Source organism: Arthrobacter sp. YD2, from assembly GCF_030410475.1.
Lineage (GTDB): Bacteria > Actinomycetota > Actinomycetes > Actinomycetales > Micrococcaceae > Arthrobacter_B > Arthrobacter_B zhangbolii.
Window position 1 is genome coordinate 650423 of the sequence record NZ_JAUHHB010000003.1, and the last position, 15400, is coordinate 665822.

Annotated in this window: 15 protein-coding genes; 7 read left to right on the forward strand and 8 right to left on the reverse strand. The window is 66.2% G+C overall.

Translation table 11 applies throughout. The features are described 5' to 3' along the window. Positions 1 to 164: 164 nt before the first annotated feature. Entirely contained in the window at positions 165 to 1535 is a 1371-nt protein-coding gene (locus QWJ37_RS14010) for an amino acid permease (protein ID WP_290245753.1), read from the forward strand. Here the strand turns inward: QWJ37_RS14010 and QWJ37_RS14015 are convergent, their stop codons facing one another. After that, positions 1536 to 1841, reverse strand: a complete 306-nt coding sequence (locus QWJ37_RS14015) for a hypothetical protein (RefSeq protein ID WP_227905519.1) — start codon at positions 1839 to 1841, stop codon at positions 1536 to 1538. It lies immediately after the preceding gene. Positions 1842 to 1918: 77 nt separating this feature from the next. Next, positions 1919 to 2200: a hypothetical protein gene (locus QWJ37_RS14020; protein ID WP_290245641.1), complete on the reverse strand. Its 282-nt coding sequence runs from the start codon at positions 2198 to 2200 to the stop codon at positions 1919 to 1921. A 150-nt stretch (positions 2201 to 2350) separates the two neighbouring features. Between QWJ37_RS14020 and gluQRS the strand changes: the two genes are divergently transcribed. Together gluQRS and QWJ37_RS14030 are read left to right on the forward strand one after the other, a co-directional pair. Next, positions 2351 to 3247 carry a tRNA glutamyl-Q(34) synthetase GluQRS gene (gluQRS, locus tag QWJ37_RS14025; RefSeq protein ID WP_290245642.1) on the forward strand — a complete coding sequence of 299 codons (897 nt, stop codon included), beginning with the start codon at positions 2351 to 2353 and terminating at the stop codon, positions 3245 to 3247. A gap of 28 nt (positions 3248 to 3275) precedes the next feature. After that, the gene (locus QWJ37_RS14030; protein WP_290245643.1) at positions 3276 to 5060 is read left to right on the forward strand and encodes a glycoside hydrolase family 15 protein; all 1785 of its coding nucleotides are present in this window, start codon (positions 3276 to 3278) and stop codon (positions 5058 to 5060) included. 18 nt (positions 5061 to 5078) lie between these two features. Here the strand turns inward: QWJ37_RS14030 and QWJ37_RS14035 are convergent, their stop codons facing one another. Next, positions 5079 to 6074: a DUF1524 domain-containing protein gene (locus QWJ37_RS14035; protein WP_290245644.1), complete on the reverse strand. Its 996-nt coding sequence runs from the start codon at positions 6072 to 6074 to the stop codon at positions 5079 to 5081. Positions 6075 to 6217: 143 nt separating this feature from the next. Here QWJ37_RS14035 and ppk2 point away from each other — a divergent pair, with 143 nt between their 5' ends. Next, positions 6218 to 7240: a polyphosphate kinase 2 gene (gene ppk2 / locus QWJ37_RS14040; RefSeq protein ID WP_290245645.1), complete on the forward strand. Its 1023-nt coding sequence runs from the start codon at positions 6218 to 6220 to the stop codon at positions 7238 to 7240. Between the two features lie 48 nt (positions 7241 to 7288). Here ppk2 and QWJ37_RS14045 read toward each other — a convergent pair whose 3' ends face one another. Beyond that, complete coding sequence (locus QWJ37_RS14045; RefSeq protein ID WP_290245646.1) at positions 7289 to 8140, reverse strand: NmrA/HSCARG family protein; 852 nt, start codon at positions 8138 to 8140, stop codon at positions 7289 to 7291. Positions 8141 to 8351: 211 nt separating this feature from the next. Between QWJ37_RS14045 and QWJ37_RS14050 the strand changes: the two genes are divergently transcribed. Together QWJ37_RS14050 and QWJ37_RS14055 are read left to right on the forward strand one after the other, a co-directional pair. Continuing rightward, a complete protein-coding gene (locus tag QWJ37_RS14050) occupies positions 8352 to 9074 on the forward strand; it encodes an FCD domain-containing protein (RefSeq protein ID WP_227905532.1) in 723 nt (240 codons plus the stop codon). Positions 9075 to 9083: 9 nt separating this feature from the next. Further along, positions 9084 to 9869, forward strand: a complete 786-nt coding sequence (locus QWJ37_RS14055) for an alpha/beta hydrolase (RefSeq protein WP_290245647.1) — start codon at positions 9084 to 9086, stop codon at positions 9867 to 9869. 4 nt (positions 9870 to 9873) lie between these two features. On the opposite strand, the gene QWJ37_RS14060 is transcribed toward QWJ37_RS14055, so the two are convergent. Next, positions 9874 to 10452 (reverse strand): GNAT family protein, encoded by a 579-nt coding sequence (locus QWJ37_RS14060; protein ID WP_290245648.1) that lies wholly within the window; start codon positions 10450 to 10452, stop codon positions 9874 to 9876. A gap of 9 nt (positions 10453 to 10461) precedes the next feature. Then, positions 10462 to 11658, reverse strand: coding sequence for a cation:proton antiporter (locus QWJ37_RS14065; RefSeq protein ID WP_290245649.1), 1197 nt, complete (start codon positions 11656 to 11658; stop codon positions 10462 to 10464). 208 nt (positions 11659 to 11866) lie between these two features. Between QWJ37_RS14065 and QWJ37_RS14070 the strand changes: the two genes are divergently transcribed. After that, positions 11867 to 13303 (forward strand): DUF2252 domain-containing protein, encoded by a 1437-nt coding sequence (locus QWJ37_RS14070; protein WP_290245650.1) that lies wholly within the window; start codon positions 11867 to 11869, stop codon positions 13301 to 13303. A gap of 74 nt (positions 13304 to 13377) precedes the next feature. On the opposite strand, the gene QWJ37_RS14075 is transcribed toward QWJ37_RS14070, so the two are convergent. Both QWJ37_RS14075 and QWJ37_RS14080 read right to left on the reverse strand, forming a co-directional pair. Continuing rightward, entirely contained in the window at positions 13378 to 14781 is a 1404-nt protein-coding gene (locus QWJ37_RS14075) for a gluconate:H+ symporter (protein ID WP_290245651.1), read from the reverse strand. A gap of 43 nt (positions 14782 to 14824) precedes the next feature. After that, a complete protein-coding gene (locus QWJ37_RS14080; protein ID WP_227905553.1) occupies positions 14825 to 15346 on the reverse strand; it encodes a gluconokinase in 522 nt (173 codons plus the stop codon). Positions 15347 to 15400: the final 54 nt, after the last annotated feature.

Sequence of the window (15400 nt, forward strand, 5' to 3'; positions counted from 1 at the left end):
CACCAGGCTCAGGAACGCCGGTGAAAAGGGAGCCGCCGGCAGCAGGCGTACCATGGATAGGCCGACTATTCGGCTGATCCCCCAATTTCCAAGGTGCGTTGTCTTTGAAGTCCTCCTTTACCCAGGCCTTGGCCCGCGGGCTGAATGTCCGGCACATCCGCTTCATGGCGCTCGGCTCGGCCATCGGCACCGGCCTGTTCTACGGTTCAGCGTCCGCCATCCAGTCCGCCGGTCCGGCCGTACTGCTGGCCTACATGATCGGCGGCGCGGCTGTGTTCCTGGTCATGCGCGCCCTGGGCGAGATGGCCGTCCGGCATCCGGTCTCCGGGTCCTTCGGCCAGTACGCCAGCCGTTACCTCGGCCCCTTCGCCGGCTTCATCACCGGCTGGACCTTCGCCTTTGAAATGGCGGTGGTGGCCATTGCAGACGTCACCGCGTTCGGTATCTACATGGGCTTCTGGTTCCCGGATGTGCCGCGCTGGATCTGGATTTTGACGGTGGTCCTGCTCATCGCGGCACTGAACCTGATGCGGGTGAAGGTGTTCGGCGAGACCGAGTTCTGGCTGTCCATCCTCAAGGTTTCGGCCATTATTGCCATGATCGTAGGCGGCATAGCGATCATCGTTTTCGGTTTCGGGCTCGACGACGGCGCCACCCCGGGTATGGACACTCTCCTGAGCTCCGGCGGGTTCTTCGCCAACGGCTTCTGGGGCCTGTTGGCGTCCTTCTCGATTGTTATGTTTGCCTTCGGCGGCATTGAAACCATCGGCATCACTGCGGGAGAGGCAGAGAATCCGAAGAAGGCCATCCCGGCGGCCGTGAACACCGTCCCGTTCCGGATCCTGCTCTTCTACGTATGCACCCTGGCCGTGCTGATGATGATCTTCCCGTGGCAGGACATTGACGGCTCCACCAGCCCCTTTGTGCAGATCTTCGATTCGCTCGGCATTCACGCCGCGGCGCACATCCTCAATGCAGTAGTCATCACCGCTGCCCTCTCCGCGATCAACGCCGACATTTTCGGTGCCGGACGGATGATGTACGGGCTGGCCCGGCAGGGCCAGGCACCGGCGTCGTTCGCCAAGGTCTCCCGAAACGGCGTGCCGTGGATGACCGTGGCGGCCATGGCCGTGGTGCTGCTGGCCGGGGTGGTGCTCAACGCGCTGCTGCCCGAGTCCCTGTTCACCATCATCGCCTCGATTGCCACCTTCGCCACCGTGTGGGTGTGGCTGATGATCCTGCTTTCGCACATCGCAATGAAGCGGGAGATAGCCCGGCGGAACCTGCCGGCGTCGGAGTTCGGCGTGCCGTTCTGGCCGGTGGCCTCCTACGCCGCGCTGGCGTTCATGGTGTTCATTGTGGTGCTGCTCGGCATTATGCCGGGCACCCGGGTGGCGCTGATTGTCGGCGCCGTCTGGATTGCGCTGCTCTTTGTCGCCTACCGCCTGTGGGTGCGCGGCGACGGCCGGGTGCGCGCCGAACTGGCCGACGAAACCGGGGTGGACCGGGAAGCACCCCTTCCCGGACGGGTCTAGTCAGCCCCAGTGGATGGCGGTGGCAATGATCGAGGCAATCAGCCCCGCCAGCGCCAGAATTCCGCCGAGCAGCCGGTTGGGCAGGTCCAGCCAGGACGGCCGGTTGGTCAGGAAGGTGTAAAGCCCTGTGCACAGGGCTATCAGTCCGGCCGAGCCGAGCAGTCCGGTGAAGCCTGTCGCCACCCCCTGGGCAATGATGAGCAGCAGCATCACCAGGCCCACCACCACAATGGTCCACCGTGATCCGCCCGTCGTGGTGCTTCGCCGTCCGGATGATGAGCTGCGTCCCGCGTAACCACTTGTCATGATCATCCCAACCGGGGCCGCCGTCCCGCCCAGCACGGAAAGCGGCGGTTGCCTCTTCGCGGAATACGGTACTCCGCTCACCCCGGGAAAAAGCTGGACGTCCCGTGTGAATCGGTGGCCGGACCCCGCTGCGGCAGGTGCACGGTGCGGAAGAGGGCAAGTTGGAACGGACCGAGCCGCAGCGTGATGACTGGCCAGTCCAGTTTCACGGCGGACCGCAATGCGGCCGGTCGCTCCCGTTGCCGGTCCCGCGCCGGCAGCCGTTCACGCCTCAGCTGCTGAAAGCCGTTGCGCCGCTCGGCGTCCTCGGTTCGTTGTCGGTGCTCCAGCCGGGCAAGTTCCAGCTCCATGAGTCCCATGCCTGCCACGCTAGGCACTCCCCCGGAAACTTCCCACGCCTTTGCGGACACCTCCGGTCCGCTGGTGTGAGCGGCCTTCCAGGACCCGCGTTGCGCCGGCACCAGGGTGCGGGTGGCCCGGCCGGAGCCGCAGGTTTATAGACTGAGGGGGTGCCTACCTCCGACGCCGCCGGCCGCTTCGCCCCCAGCCCCACCGGAGAGCTGCATGTGGGCAACCTGCGCACCGCCCTGCTGGCCTGGCTGTTCGCGCGCAGCACCGGGCGGCGGTTCCTGCTCCGGATGGAGGACCTGGACCGGGTCCGTTCCGGCGCCGAAGCAGCGCAGCTGCGTGACCTGGCCGCCGTCGGGCTGGACTGGGACGGCGGGATAGTCCGGCAGTCCGAACGCGGCAACCTCTACCTCGAAGCGATCAACCGGCTGCGCCGGGACGGACTGGTGTACGAGTGCTTCTGCACCCGCCGGGAAGTGGCGGAGGCTTCCTCCGCCCCGCATGCCCCGCCCGGTGCCTACCCCGGTACGTGCCGGAACCTCACCGAGGAACAGCGCGCGGTACGACGGCGTGAGCGGCCCGCGGCGCTGCGCCTGCGGGCGCAGGTGCCCGAGTTCACGGTGACCGATGAGCTGCACGGCGAATACACCTCCGCCGTGGATGACCTGGTGCTGCTGCGCAATGACGGGGTGCCCTCCTACAACCTGGCCGTGGTGCTCGATGACGCCCTGCAGGGCATCGACCAGGTGGTGCGCGGAGATGACCTGCTCAGCTCCGCACCGCGGCAGGCCTACCTGGGCTCCCTGCTCGGCGCTCCCCCGGTGCGTTACGCGCATGTGCCGCTGGCCCTGAACACCGCCGGACAGCGGCTGGCCAAGCGGGACGGGGCGGTCACCCTTCCGGACCTTGCCGCCGCCGATATTGACGCTGATGCCGCCCGGGAACTCATTCTGGGCTCACTGGGGCTTCCCGGGACCCTGGACGCTGCGCTGGCGCAGTTCGACCCGGCACGGATTCCGCGGGAGCCCTGGATTTTCGAGGCACGCAAAACCGCCTGACCGCCTGACGCATTACGAGGAGCTGCACATGACACTGCCCCAACCGGACCGCGTGGACGGGTACGTCGATCTGCGCTCCTACGCTGCCATCGGTGACGGACGCACCGTGGCACTGGTTGCCCTGGACGGATCGATCGACTGGTATCCCACACCGGACCTGGATTCCACCCCGGCATTCGCCCGCCTGCTGGATGCGGAGAACGGCGGGCAGATAGAGCTGCGGCCCGCTGCGGATTTCACCGTGGAACGCGCCTACGTGGAGGGCACCAATGTCCTGGCCACCACCTTCTTCACGGACACCGGAACCGTGCGGGTCACCGACTCACTGAACACGGGGGTGGCCGGCCGGCTGCCGTGGGGTGAACTGGCACGGCGGATCGAGGGGCTCGACGGCGAGGTGGACATGCGCTGGTCCGTTGCCCCGGGCAGCAGTTTCAATACCGCCTCCCCGTGGGTGCAGCATTCCGTGCACGGGCCCGTGCTGCAGGTGCAGGGCACCACCATGGCCGTCCGCGGCCGGGATATCGGCGAGGAGCAGGCCTCCGACCGGGACATCAGCGGTACCTTCACCACCGGCGCCGGAACACGTCACCTGCTGGCTGTCATTTCCACCCATGAGGAACCGCTGCCGCTGCCGGACCTGGACACCATTGACGACGGCGTTGACCGCACCATCGCGAACTGGCAGGACTGGTCCAGCGAGTTCCAGTACGACGGTCCGTGGGCGGACGCCGTCGAACGCAGTGCGCTGGCGCTGAAGCTGCTGCTGCACAGCCCCACCGGGGCCATTGCCGCCGCGGCCACCACGTCACTGCCCGAAAACGTCAACGGTGGAAAGAACTGGGACTACCGGTTCGCCTGGGTCCGCGACACGGCCTACACCCTGAACGCCATGATCCGCTTCGGGCTGCGCGAGGAAGTCCATGCGGCCGTCTCCGGGATGCTCAAAAGCGTGCGCGAACAGGGCACGGATTTGAAGGTCTTCACCCGGCTCAACGGCAGCCGCGCCGAGGGCGCCGAGGTACTGGATTTGCCCGGCTGGCGGGGCATCGGGCCGGTGGTCAACGGCAACGACGCCGCCGCGCAGCTGCAGATGGGCGTCTTTGGGGACCTGTTCAACATTGTGCAGCTGTACGTGGATGCCGGCCATGTCCTTGATACCGGCACCGGCCGCTACCTGGCGGACCTGGCGGACCTGGCCTGCGATGTCTGGCAGCGCAAGGACTCCGGCATGTGGGAACTGGACGAGGAACGGCACTACACCACCTCCAAACTGGGGGCCTGGCATGCGCTCAGCTGCGCTTCCCACCTGGCGGACCTGGGCCAGATTCCCGGCACCCCCGAACGGTGGCGGGCCGAGATGGAACGGATCCGGGACTGGGTGGAGGCCAACTGCTGGTCCGAGGAGCGCGGCAGCTATGTCTGGTATCCCGGCACCGACCAGCTGGATGCCTCCATCCTGCTGCATGCCATCAGCGGGTTCGACCGCGGGGAACGGATGAACTCCACGCTGGACGCACTGCGCCGCGAACTCGGCCGCGGACCGCTGCTCTACCGGTTCAGCGGCGCCGAGAAGGAGGAAGGAACGTTCGTCGCCTGTGCCTTCTGGATGGCCGCCGCCCTGGACTGCGTGGGCCGCCGGGACGAGGCCGCAGCGCTGATGGATGAGCTGGTGCCGCTGGCCAATGACGTGGGCCTGTACACCGAAATGATCGCCGAAGAGGACTCCTCATTCCTGGGCAATTTCCCGCAGGGACTGTCCCACCTGGCACTGATCACGGCTGCCCTGACACTGGGCGAGGACCGCGACTAACAGGTCTGGCAGGTTCGGCTAGGACTCGCAGCCGACGCCGTCGCCGTCCCGGTCAAACTTGGGATCCCAGCCGGGATCGCCGGTGCGGATGGGGGCGGCTCCGGCGGCCTTCACCGCTGAGCAGTTGGCATAAACGGGCGCTGCGTCACCGGCGAAGGGAGCAGTCCCGGGCCCGGGCTCGACGGCTGCCTCGGCCACGCCTGCCCCGGTCCCGGCAGCGACCGACGCGGACGCGGTTCCGGCACGCTCGGGCACCGGCTGGTCCGGGCAGCCGGCGAGCACGGTCGCGATGGCGTCATGCTCGGCCTGGGTCATCCACAGCCGGTATTCCGCCTTGACCGCAGTCTGCCGGGCCACGTATTCGCACCGGAAGGCCTTGTTCGCCGGCAGCCAGGTGGCGGCGTCGCCGTCGGACTTCGCCCCGTTGGCCGGACCGTCCGCGGCCATCAGGTTCAGCGGATCATTGGCGAACAGCCGCCGCTCCTCGGCGCTGAGCTGCTGCGCCCCCTTCTGCCAGGCGTCGGACAGTGCCACCACATGGTCAATCTGCACGGCGGTGCTGGTGGTGTTGCCGCGGACAAAACCGATGGTTGCCCCGGTGTACGGGTCCAGGAAGGTGCCGGACGCAACGACGCATTCCTTGGTGCCGTCCTTGTAGACCACGTCCACGAGGTCGCGGGCGAGGATGTCATTGCGGGTGTCGCAGCCGTTGCGGTCCGTGTCCGCCCAGGCCGGCCCGAACTGCTCACGGTCATAGCCCGTTTTCGGTGCCCGCCCCTTGATCGGGATGCCGGCGAGCTGCTCGAGTGCCGTGCCGGCCGCGGCCGACGGTGCCGGCGTTTCGGCGGGCGCCGCGGCGGAATCCGCGGGCGTCTCCGTGACGGCGGGGGCTGCTGCTGCGGACGACGGCGCGGCGCCGGGAACACTCTCGGCAACAGGGGTGCAGGCGGCAGCGCCGAACAGGACCGCGGGCAGGGCAAGAAGGGACAGAACTTTGGTGCGTAGTGAAGTCATCGCCCTCAATTATCGGCCGCGCGTCCTGCGCTTCCGTTCAGGCGCGCCGCACACGGCCCGCCCGTGATGGAGACCGGACAGCCCCTTCCAATCAGGTGGCCGTCCCGCGTAAGTTCGGATAACGAACCGTCGCAGGAGGGGCCATGCCAACAAATAAGAGCACCAAGGAAACACCGAAGGACGCCTCCCCTGATGAGCTGGGTGAAAACGGCCGGAAAGACGTACGGCGGGTTTCCGTTTCAGAGGACTATGTCGAGGAACTCGAAGAGATCCAGGAACTGAACCGCAAAGGCAAAAAGGTCAAGGTCAAGGCTGACGATGATGCCTGGCGGCAGAACTACCCCTATGACACCAAACTCAGCCGGCGCAGCTATGAACGGCAGAAACGGCTGCTGCAGATTGAACTGCTGAAGATGCAGCTCTGGGTGAAGGAAACCGGCCAGAAAATGCTGTTGATTTTCGAGGGCCGGGACGCCGCAGGCAAGGGCGGTGCCATCAAGCGCTTCAATGAGCATTTGAATCCCCGCGGCGCCCGCGTCGTGGCCCTGGAGAAACCCACTGCTGAGGAACAGACGCAGTGGTACTTCCAGCGGTATATCCGCACCCTCCCCAGCGGCGGGGAGATCGTGATGATGGACCGGTCCTGGTACAACCGGTCCGGCGTGGAACGGGTGATGGGGTACTGCACGCCGGCGCAGTATCTGGAGTTCATGCGTGAGGTGCCCGAGTTGGAACGCATGCTGGTCAACTCCGGCACGCTGCTGCACAAGCTGTGGTTCTCCGTGGGACGCGAGGAGCAGCTGGCCCGGTTCGCCGCCCGCGAGACGGACCCCGTGAAACAGTGGAAGCTCTCCCCTACCGATCTGGCCAGCCTGGACAAGTGGGATGCCTACACCGAGGCCAAGGAAGCCATGTTCTTCTACACCGACACCGGGGACGCCCCCTGGACGGTGGTGAAGTCGAATGATAAAAAACGTGCCCGGCTCGAAGCCATGCGCTATGTACTCAGCACCGTGGATTATCCGAACAAGGACACCTCCATTGCCCACGAACCGGACCCGCTGATAGTGGGACGGGCCGCCAACCACTTCGAAGAGGACGAGCGGTCACACGGCAGTTTCCCCGTGGTCCGGCCACAGGGCAACGCCGGCGCCTCGAGCTCCTAAGTTCCCTTCGCACGCTCTGCCCGTAGGAAGGCGTGCCGGCGGCTGCCCTCAGCGGGTAGCCAACCAGCCGTCCAGCTCCAGCGCACCGCCGGCCAGCGTGTTGGTTGCCTCGAAGTCCCCCTGATAGGCAGGCAGCTCACCGAACCAGCGGAACATCGCCTGCGAGTCGGTCTGTCCCTCCAGCGAATCCAGGGGAAGCGGCTCATACCGTCCGGGCCGGCCGGCGGCGGCACCGAGCACATTCGCTATCTCGGTTCCGGTCAGTTCGTCTCCGGCGATGCCTAGCGCGCCGCCGGGTACCGCTGACGGGTCCAGCAGCGCCGCAGCGGCCACCCGGCCGACGTCGCGCACGGCCACCATCTGCAGCGGAATCCCGTCCGGCAGGGGCATCCGCAGCACCGTTTCCCCGTCCTCTACTGCGGAAAGATACGGCAGGTTCTCCATAAAAAAGACCGGACGAACCACGGTGAGCCCCACGGGCAGCTCCCGCAGGTATTGCTCGGCGTCGTACTTGCTGTCGAAGTGCGGCACGCTGCTGTTCCGTTCGGCGCCGTCCACGGAACTGAAGACCAGGCGCCGGACGCCGGCCTCCACGGCGGCATCACCGAGCGCCTTGGCCATGGGCGGTTCCCCGGCCGGACCGGCGGGAGTGTTCATGGTGGTCATAAACCACAGTGCGTCCAAGCCCTCCATGGCCGGACGGAGCGTCTCCGGGCGGTCCAGGTCCGCCAGGACCACCTCGGCGCCGCGTGCTTCCAGGTCCCTGGCCTGCTGAGAATCCGTCCGCCGCACAAGGGCGCGGACCCGGGCGCCCTGCTCCAGCAGGGCCTCGGCGGTCGCTGAACCCTGTTTTCCTGTGGCGGCGAAAACGCCGTAAAGCTCAGTGCTGTTAGCGGACATGGGAATTGCTCCTTCTCGAGCCGAAATTGTCCGGTCACGCTATGACCGCGCGGGGGAATGCACAACCGTTTTACGCGTCCGGCGGAGCGGGAATAAACCATCAAAATAACTACGTGCCGAATTTGATATTCCGCAGCCGCCCGGAACGTCCGGAGCGCAGGAAAGAACCCAATGCATAGAATGATCTGGTGATTCGAATCCCGGCCGCCGCATGACGTCAAGGCTGCATAACCTCGTCATTGAATCCGTGGGCACCCGGATTATTTCCGGCGACCTCGCGGCCGGTGACACCATGCACTCCGAGCACCTCGAGACCGAGCTGCAGGTGTCCCGTTCCGTAGCCCGTGAGGCGGTGCGCGTGCTGCAGTCCCTGGGCCTGGTGGAAAGCGTCAAGCGCGTCGGCATCCGGGTCCTGCCCGAAACCAGCTGGAATGTCTTTGACCCCTCCGTGATCCGCTGGCGGCTGGCCGCGGCCGGCAAGGGGGCCCAGCTGCGCTCACTTACCGAGCTGCGCTCCGCCGTCGAACCCGCCGCCGCGGAACTCGCCGCCCGGCATGCCCCCTCCGATCTCGGCGCCGAGCTGATGGCCGTCGCCGCCAAGATGCGTTCCGTGGGACGGGCCGGAGACCTGCAGCAGTTCCTGGACCTGGACATCCACTATCACGGGCTGGTGCTCGCAGCTTCGGGCAATGAGATGTTTGCCCGGATGCAGTCGATGATCGCCGAAGTGCTGCGTGGCCGGACCGACTACGGGCTGATGCCCGAGCGCCCGCATGAGGAGGCCCTGCAGCTGCACATGGACGTTGCCGACGCGATATCCGGCGGCGATCCCGAGGCCGCCCGCACTGCCATGGACAAGATCATGCGCCGCACCATGGAGGAAGTCGGCAGTGTCTGGGCCGACGAACCGCGGATTTTCACGCAGCTGCCCTAGGATGATCCGGTGATAGCGCATGAGGTTGGGCAGGGCAGGCCGCTGGTTCTGGTGCACGGGTTCGAGCTGGACCACCGCAGCATGCTGCCCCTGGACGCCTCGCTGGCCGGGGGTCCGTGGCGGCGCATCTACCTCGACCTGCCGTGGACCGCGCAGGCGGTGCCAGGATCCGTTGCGAGCGCCCAGGAGGTGGCCGACGGCGTCGTCAACGAACTTCGGCAGCTGCTGGGTGAGGAGCCGTTCGCGATCATCGGACATTCCTTCGGCGGCATGATCGCCCGCCATGTGGCCCACACGATGCGCAGCCAGGTGCTCGGGCTGGCCACGCTCGGGGCCGTCTTCATTGCCGACCACAAAGAGCGGTTACTCCCCGCACCCGCCGTCATCCGCGCGGACCTTCCCGAGCAGGTGGTCGACGGCGATTTCCTGGGTATTGCCGTGATCCAGACTCCGGACACGCTTGCCGCGTTCAACGAGTTTGTCCTTCCCGGCCTGCGCGGAACGGATCCGCAGGTGACCGAGCGGATTGCCGCGGACTACGCGCTGCAGCGGGAACCGGAGGAAGCTTATCCGGAACCGTTCGAGGCGCCGTCGCTGCATATCTTCGGACGGCAGGACCACGTCACCGGGTATGAGGACGGCCTGGCGCTGCGGGATCACTATGTGCGCGGGACCTTTGCCGTGCTCGACGCCGCAGGCCACCACCTTTACATGGAGCGCCCCGCAGTGGTTTCGGCGCTCGTAAATGACTGGCTGGCCAGCATCGCGGCACCCTCGCCCGCTCTGCCCCGCTAGCCCCCTACCCGGTGGTGGAGGCCCGGTACTCGTCCGCCAGCATGCCCAGCAGCACCTGGTCGTGGAAGGCTCCGCGGTGGAACACGGCGGCTCGGCGGCGGCCCTCTTCAGCGAATCCCAGTGACGTGTAGAGGTGCAGCGCCCGATGGTTGTAGGACCAGGTCTGCAGTTCCGCTTTGTGCGCACCCATTTCCTCGAACACAATCCGCAGGCCCAGCCGCAGCGCTTCCCGGCCTATGCCCTGGTCCTGGAATTCCGGGCCGATGATGATCGCCACGGTGGCAATCCGCTCGGGCACCGCGATGCCCCAGACGCTGATATGCCCCACCAGCCGCTCGGCAGGGTTCACGATGCTGTAGCCGAATCCTGAGGGTGACTCGTTCTTGCTCCAGGTCCGGAACATGGCTGCTGCGGACTCCTCCGGCCGTGCAACCACCCGGTTTTGCTGCAGGATGGCCTGAGCCGGGTCATTCCACCACTCGGCGAGGTGCCGCAGGTCCTGCTCCCGCAGTTCACGGAAGCGGACCCGCTCGCCCGTGAGCAGAGAGGCGGACCAGTCCTGCAGATCGCTGATGTTATTCACGCGGCGATCCTAACCCGGCCCGCCGGGGTTTGCAGCGGTCCATCGTTGGAAAGCCGCTACGAGCGGTTTGGCCGAGAACCCATGGGCGAAAACGCTCAGTCCCACGGTCACGGCCACAGTGGTGATAAGCGTGGTCGCTTCCGGGGTTCCGCGCTCAAAGGCCAACAGCCCGAACACCACGGAGGCCAGTCCTCTCGGGCCAAACCAGCCGATAAAGGCCCTGGTCTGCCAGCGGGCCCCACTGCCCAGCAGCGCGACGGCGACCGGCAGCATCCGGATGACGGTGAGACTCAGCACGGCGTAGGCAATCACCTGCCAGGTAATGTGCGGCAGTGCGGCCAGAATTGCAACGGCACCGAAGATCATCCAGGTTGCCGCCGCCAGCACCTGCCCCGTTTCCGCGGTGAAGCGGGTGGGCGCCACGATCCCGGGGCCGGAGGCCAGACGGAACGCCATACCGCCCACAAACGCCGCGATGAAGGCACTGCCACCGAGGGATACCGCTGCCGCATACGCGCCCAGGGCAACGGCCAGGCTAAACGGCTGGCGCCATTCGGGCTGAATCCTCTCCCCCGCAGCCCGCAGCAGGTACCCGCCAGCGGCTCCCACCCCAACCCCGGCCAGCAGGCCCCACCCGAGTTGCCCGGCAACGGCGGCCGCAACTGCCGAGGGGAGGCTCCCCTCCAGCGGTGCCATGGTGATGTCCAGGGCCACCAGGAAGAAGGGCACGGCAATACCGTCGTTCAGGCCGCTCTCCACGGTCAGTGCCTGGCGTACCGGGCCCGGCACGGCCGGGTCTTCGACCACGCGCTGGCCCAGCGCCGCATCGGTGGCGCAGAGCATGGCGGACAGGAGGAAGACGCTGGCGAGCGGAAGCTCCGGGAAGAGGAGGAGCCCTGTCCCGAACCCAAGAACGAGGGTCAGCGGGAGGCCGATGAGCAGTAACCGGCCCGGCCAGCCAAGACTGTGCCGCAGAACGCCAAGATCCAGCCGTGCGGCGTCGGTAAAGAGAAGGAAGACCAGGGCCAGTTCTGCCAGCCGCTCAACCGTGTGGCCTTCCACGTGGGCCGATCCGCCGAGCATCGCGCCCAGGATGGTCCCGGCGAGCACAAACACCATCGCGCTGGTCACGCCGTGCCGGCTCAATGGCGACGAAAAGGCGCTGTAGGCCAGCATTACCGCGGCTGCGAGCAATAGCGGGACCATCCTGTCCTCCGTAGCTGTTGGATCAGGCGTTCACGGGGCGGGGGCGGTCGGGCCTGCCCCGTACTCACCTTCCGGGATGCGTGCACCGTGAGGGTCGAGGGCGGAGGTTTGGGCTCACCGCTGGCCTAAGGAAGATCGCCGGCGGTAACCTGACCCCGCAGGGCCTGACCGAGGGAAGCAGCGAACTGCTGCAGAGAGGCCGCGGACCATGGGAAGCACCCAAACCACCCGTCCCACTGTCGCGGAGCGGGCGGCAGCAGGCAAGGACCTCCGACAATCGACTTCCGTTTCCGCCCATCAGGGGTGGGGGCCTGCATCGGGCCGCCCGGACCCGGTGACGCTCATCGAGGCACAAAACCGCACCCGCGATCCGGATCTGGTGCCGGTGCGGCACGGCCGGATGCTCGCTTCGCCGTTCACCTTCTACCGCGGCACGGCCAAGGTCATGGCCGCCGATCTCAGGGATATGCCGCGCGCGGGCCTGACGGTCCAGCTGTGCGGGGACGCGCACCTGTCCAATTTCGGGGTCTTCGCCTCACCGGAACGGGCGCTGATGTTCGACCTGAACGATTTCGACGAGACACTTCCGGGTCCGTTTGAATATGACGTTCTGCGGCTGGCCGCGAGTTTCACCATCGCAGCCCGGAACAACGGCTTCTCCACGGAAGAGACCCGGACGGTCACCGGGGCCGCGGTTCGGTCCTATCGGGAAGCAATGCAGGACTTCGCACACATGGACACCATGGACATTTGGTACGCCCATCTGGCGGAGCAGGACGTTGCGGAAACCATCCGGCGCGCAGCGGAGTCCGGCAAGGGCAAGGCAGACAAGAAGGCCGCCAAACACGTCAAAAGGACGGCAAAGGAGACAGCCCGGAAAGCCCGTTCCCGGGACAGCCTGCATGCACTGTCAAAGCTGGCCGAAGAGGTAGACGGGTCATACCGGATTCTTAGCCGGGCGCCCATCATCGTTCCCCTGAGGGAGCTTGACGTTTCATGGGGGTTGACGGCCGAGGAAATGGAAACAGCCATCCGGGACCAGCTCCGGTCCTACCGGGCGAGCCTGCAGGAGGATCGGCGCCAGCTCCTTGAGCGCTTCGAGGTGGTCGACGTCGCCCGCAAGGCGGTGGGAGTCGGCAGCGTGGGTACCCGGAGCTTCATCGTGTTGTTGCAGGGCCGCGATGCCGGTGATCCGCTGTTCCTGCAGGTCAAGGAAGCCACCCGCTCCGTACTGGAGGACCACCTCCCCAAAAGCAAGTACCGGCAGCCGGGTGCCCGGGTGGTGCAGGGCCAACGCATGATCCAGGCGGCAAGCGATATTTTCCTGGGCTGGACCAGGGGCGTACAGGACAACCGCTACCTCTACTGGCGCCAGCTGAGGGATATGAAGGGTTCCATAGCCGTTGAGGCGATGAAGCCCTACGGTATGGAGCTTTATGCCCGGATCTGCGGTTGGACCCTGGCCCGGGCGCATGCCAGGTCCGGGGACCCCGTTGCGATTTCCGCTTATTTGGGCAAAAGCGACAAGTTCGACAACTCGGTGGCCGGCTTCTGCGAACGGTACGCCGACCAAAACGAGCAGGATTACTCCGCTTTCGCTGCGGCAGTGCGCTCGGGCCAGCTGCGTGCGGTTGAAGGGGTGTAGCGCTGACCCGGGTTCCGCTGAACGCAAAGGGCGGACAGGCCTTCCGGCCTGCCCGCCCTTTGCATGTCCTGCGGTTAGAACCCGGAGGCCACCAGGTAGATGACCAGCGCGAAGGCGAAGCCGACGACGCCGATCAGCGCCTGGCCCACGGTCCACGTCTTCAGCGTGGTCTTGGTATCCATCTGGAAGAAGCGGCTGATAAGCCAGAAGCCGGAGTCGTTGACGTGTCCTGCGAAGACCGATCCGCCCGCAAGTGCCAGCACAATCGCCACCACCTGCACGGCATTGAAGTCAGGGCTGTCCATCACCACGGGCTGGACCAGCGCCGCGGCGGTGGTCAGCGCCACCGTGGCCGAGCCCTGCGCCAGCCGCACAATGGCGGCGATCAGGAAGCCGGCCACAATGACCGGAAGTCCGATGGCGTCCAGCGATTCGGCAATGGCGTTGCCGATTCCGGAGGCGCGCAGCACCCCGCCGAACATTCCGCCGGCACCGGTGATCAGGATGATGGAGCAGACCGGGCCCAGGGCACTGTCCACCACCGTTTCAATGAGGGTTCCCTTTTTGCCCTGGCGGCGGCCCAGCAGCCACATGGCAAGGAACACCGTGATCAGCAGGGCCACGGGGGTTTCGCCCAGGGTCCGCAGGATCTGCACCCAGCCGTCCTCCAGGGAGACCACTTCGGCAGTGGCCAGCATGTTCAGGCCGGTGTTCAGGAAGATCAGGAAGAAGGGAAGCATCAGCAGGGTCACGATGGTGCCCAGCTTCGGAGCGGACCGGAACTCGGATTCCGCCGAGCCGGTGGGTGCGTCCAGGATGGACGGGACCGGGAGGACAAACTTCTTGCCCAGGAAGGTGCCGAACAGGTAACCGGCCAGGTACCAGGTGGGAATGGCAACCAGCAGGCCGAAGATCAGGACGAGCCCGACGTCGGCGCCCAGCAGGCCCGTGGCAGCCACGGGGCCGGGGTGCGGCGGCACAAAAACGTGCATCACGGAGAACGCGGCGGCAGCCGGGAAACCGTAGGTCAGCAGTGAGCCGCCCATCCGGCGGGCAACGGTGAAGATGATCGGCAGCATGACCACCAGGCCGGCGTCAAAGAAGATCGGGAAGCCGAACATCAGCGACGCGATGGACAGGGCCAGCGAGGCCCGCTTCTGGCCGAACTTGTTGATCAGCGCGTTGGTGAGGACCTCGGCACCGCCGGAGACCTCGAGCATCCGCCCGAGCATGGCACCCAGGCCCACCAGCAGGGCAACGCTGCCCAGCGTGGAGCCGAACCCGGACGTCAGTGTGGGCACAATTCCCGAGGCCGGGATTCCGGTGGCGACGGCGGTCAGCAGGCTGACCGTGATCAGCGACAGGAAGGCATGAATGCGGAACTTCATGATCATCACCAGCAGCAGCGCAATGGCGGCCACGGCGATGAGGAGCAGGCCGGGAGTACTCAACGTCCAGTTGAGCTCTAGATCGGTCATCGTTGTCCTATCTGGATAAAACGGTTGGTTAGGGGGAGGGAAGTCAGCGGCTGGTGAGCGCGGTTGCCACGACGGCGGCAATTTCCTCGGGCGTGAGGTTGATGTCCACCGGGATGCCTGCTTCATCAGCTTCCAGCGGTTCCAGTGTTTCGAACTGGGAATCGAGCAGCGCAGGAGGCATGTATTCGTGGTTCCGGTGCGAGAGGCGTTCGGCGATCAGGCCGCGGTTCCCGGCAAGGTGCACAAACCGCGTCCGGGGCGCGAAGGAGCGGATCAGGTCCCGGTACCGGCGTTTCAGGGCCGAGCAGGCGATGACGGTGGATTGTCCGCGGCTGAGTCCCTCGGCCAGGGCGGTACCGATGGCTGCCAGCCAGGGTTCGCGGTCAGCGTCCGTCAGCGGGTGGCCGGAGGCCATCTTTGCCTTGTTACTGAGCGGATGCAGATCATCCCCGTCGATGAAGGGCAGGGACAGCGCTTCTGCAATGGCGCGTCCGGAGGTGGATTTCCCACACCCCTGCACCCCCATCACGATCAGCGGGGGAACACCCGGGTTTGCCGACGACATGACAATAGACTCCTCAGACGCGTCATTACATCTGACTTGTGTGACCGAAGCGAC

Coding starts and splice junctions, on each gene's coding strand:
- QWJ37_RS14035 (WP_290245644.1), bottom strand. CDS start 6,074: ATGACTTCACTACGCACCAAAGTTCTGTCCCTTCTTGCCCTGCCCGCG.
- QWJ37_RS14050 (WP_227905532.1), top strand. CDS start 8,352: ATGACGTCAAGGCTGCATAACCTCGTCATTGAATCCGTGGGCACCCGG.
- ppk2 (WP_290245645.1), top strand. CDS start 6,218: ATGCCAACAAATAAGAGCACCAAGGAAACACCGAAGGACGCCTCCCCT.
- QWJ37_RS14045 (WP_290245646.1), bottom strand. CDS start 8,140: ATGTCCGCTAACAGCACTGAGCTTTACGGCGTTTTCGCCGCCACAGGA.
- QWJ37_RS14065 (WP_290245649.1), bottom strand. CDS start 11,658: ATGGTCCCGCTATTGCTCGCAGCCGCGGTAATGCTGGCCTACAGCGCC.
- QWJ37_RS14015 (WP_227905519.1), bottom strand. CDS start 1,841: ATGACAAGTGGTTACGCGGGACGCAGCTCATCATCCGGACGGCGAAGC.
- QWJ37_RS14075 (WP_290245651.1), bottom strand. CDS start 14,781: ATGACCGATCTAGAGCTCAACTGGACGTTGAGTACTCCCGGCCTGCTC.
- QWJ37_RS14010 (WP_290245753.1), top strand. CDS start 165: ATGGCGCTCGGCTCGGCCATCGGCACCGGCCTGTTCTACGGTTCAGCG.
- QWJ37_RS14080 (WP_227905553.1), bottom strand. CDS start 15,346: ATGTCGTCGGCAAACCCGGGTGTTCCCCCGCTGATCGTGATGGGGGTG.
- QWJ37_RS14070 (WP_290245650.1), top strand. CDS start 11,867: ATGGGAAGCACCCAAACCACCCGTCCCACTGTCGCGGAGCGGGCGGCA.
- QWJ37_RS14020 (WP_290245641.1), bottom strand. CDS start 2,200: ATGGGACTCATGGAGCTGGAACTTGCCCGGCTGGAGCACCGACAACGA.
- QWJ37_RS14030 (WP_290245643.1), top strand. CDS start 3,276: ATGACACTGCCCCAACCGGACCGCGTGGACGGGTACGTCGATCTGCGC.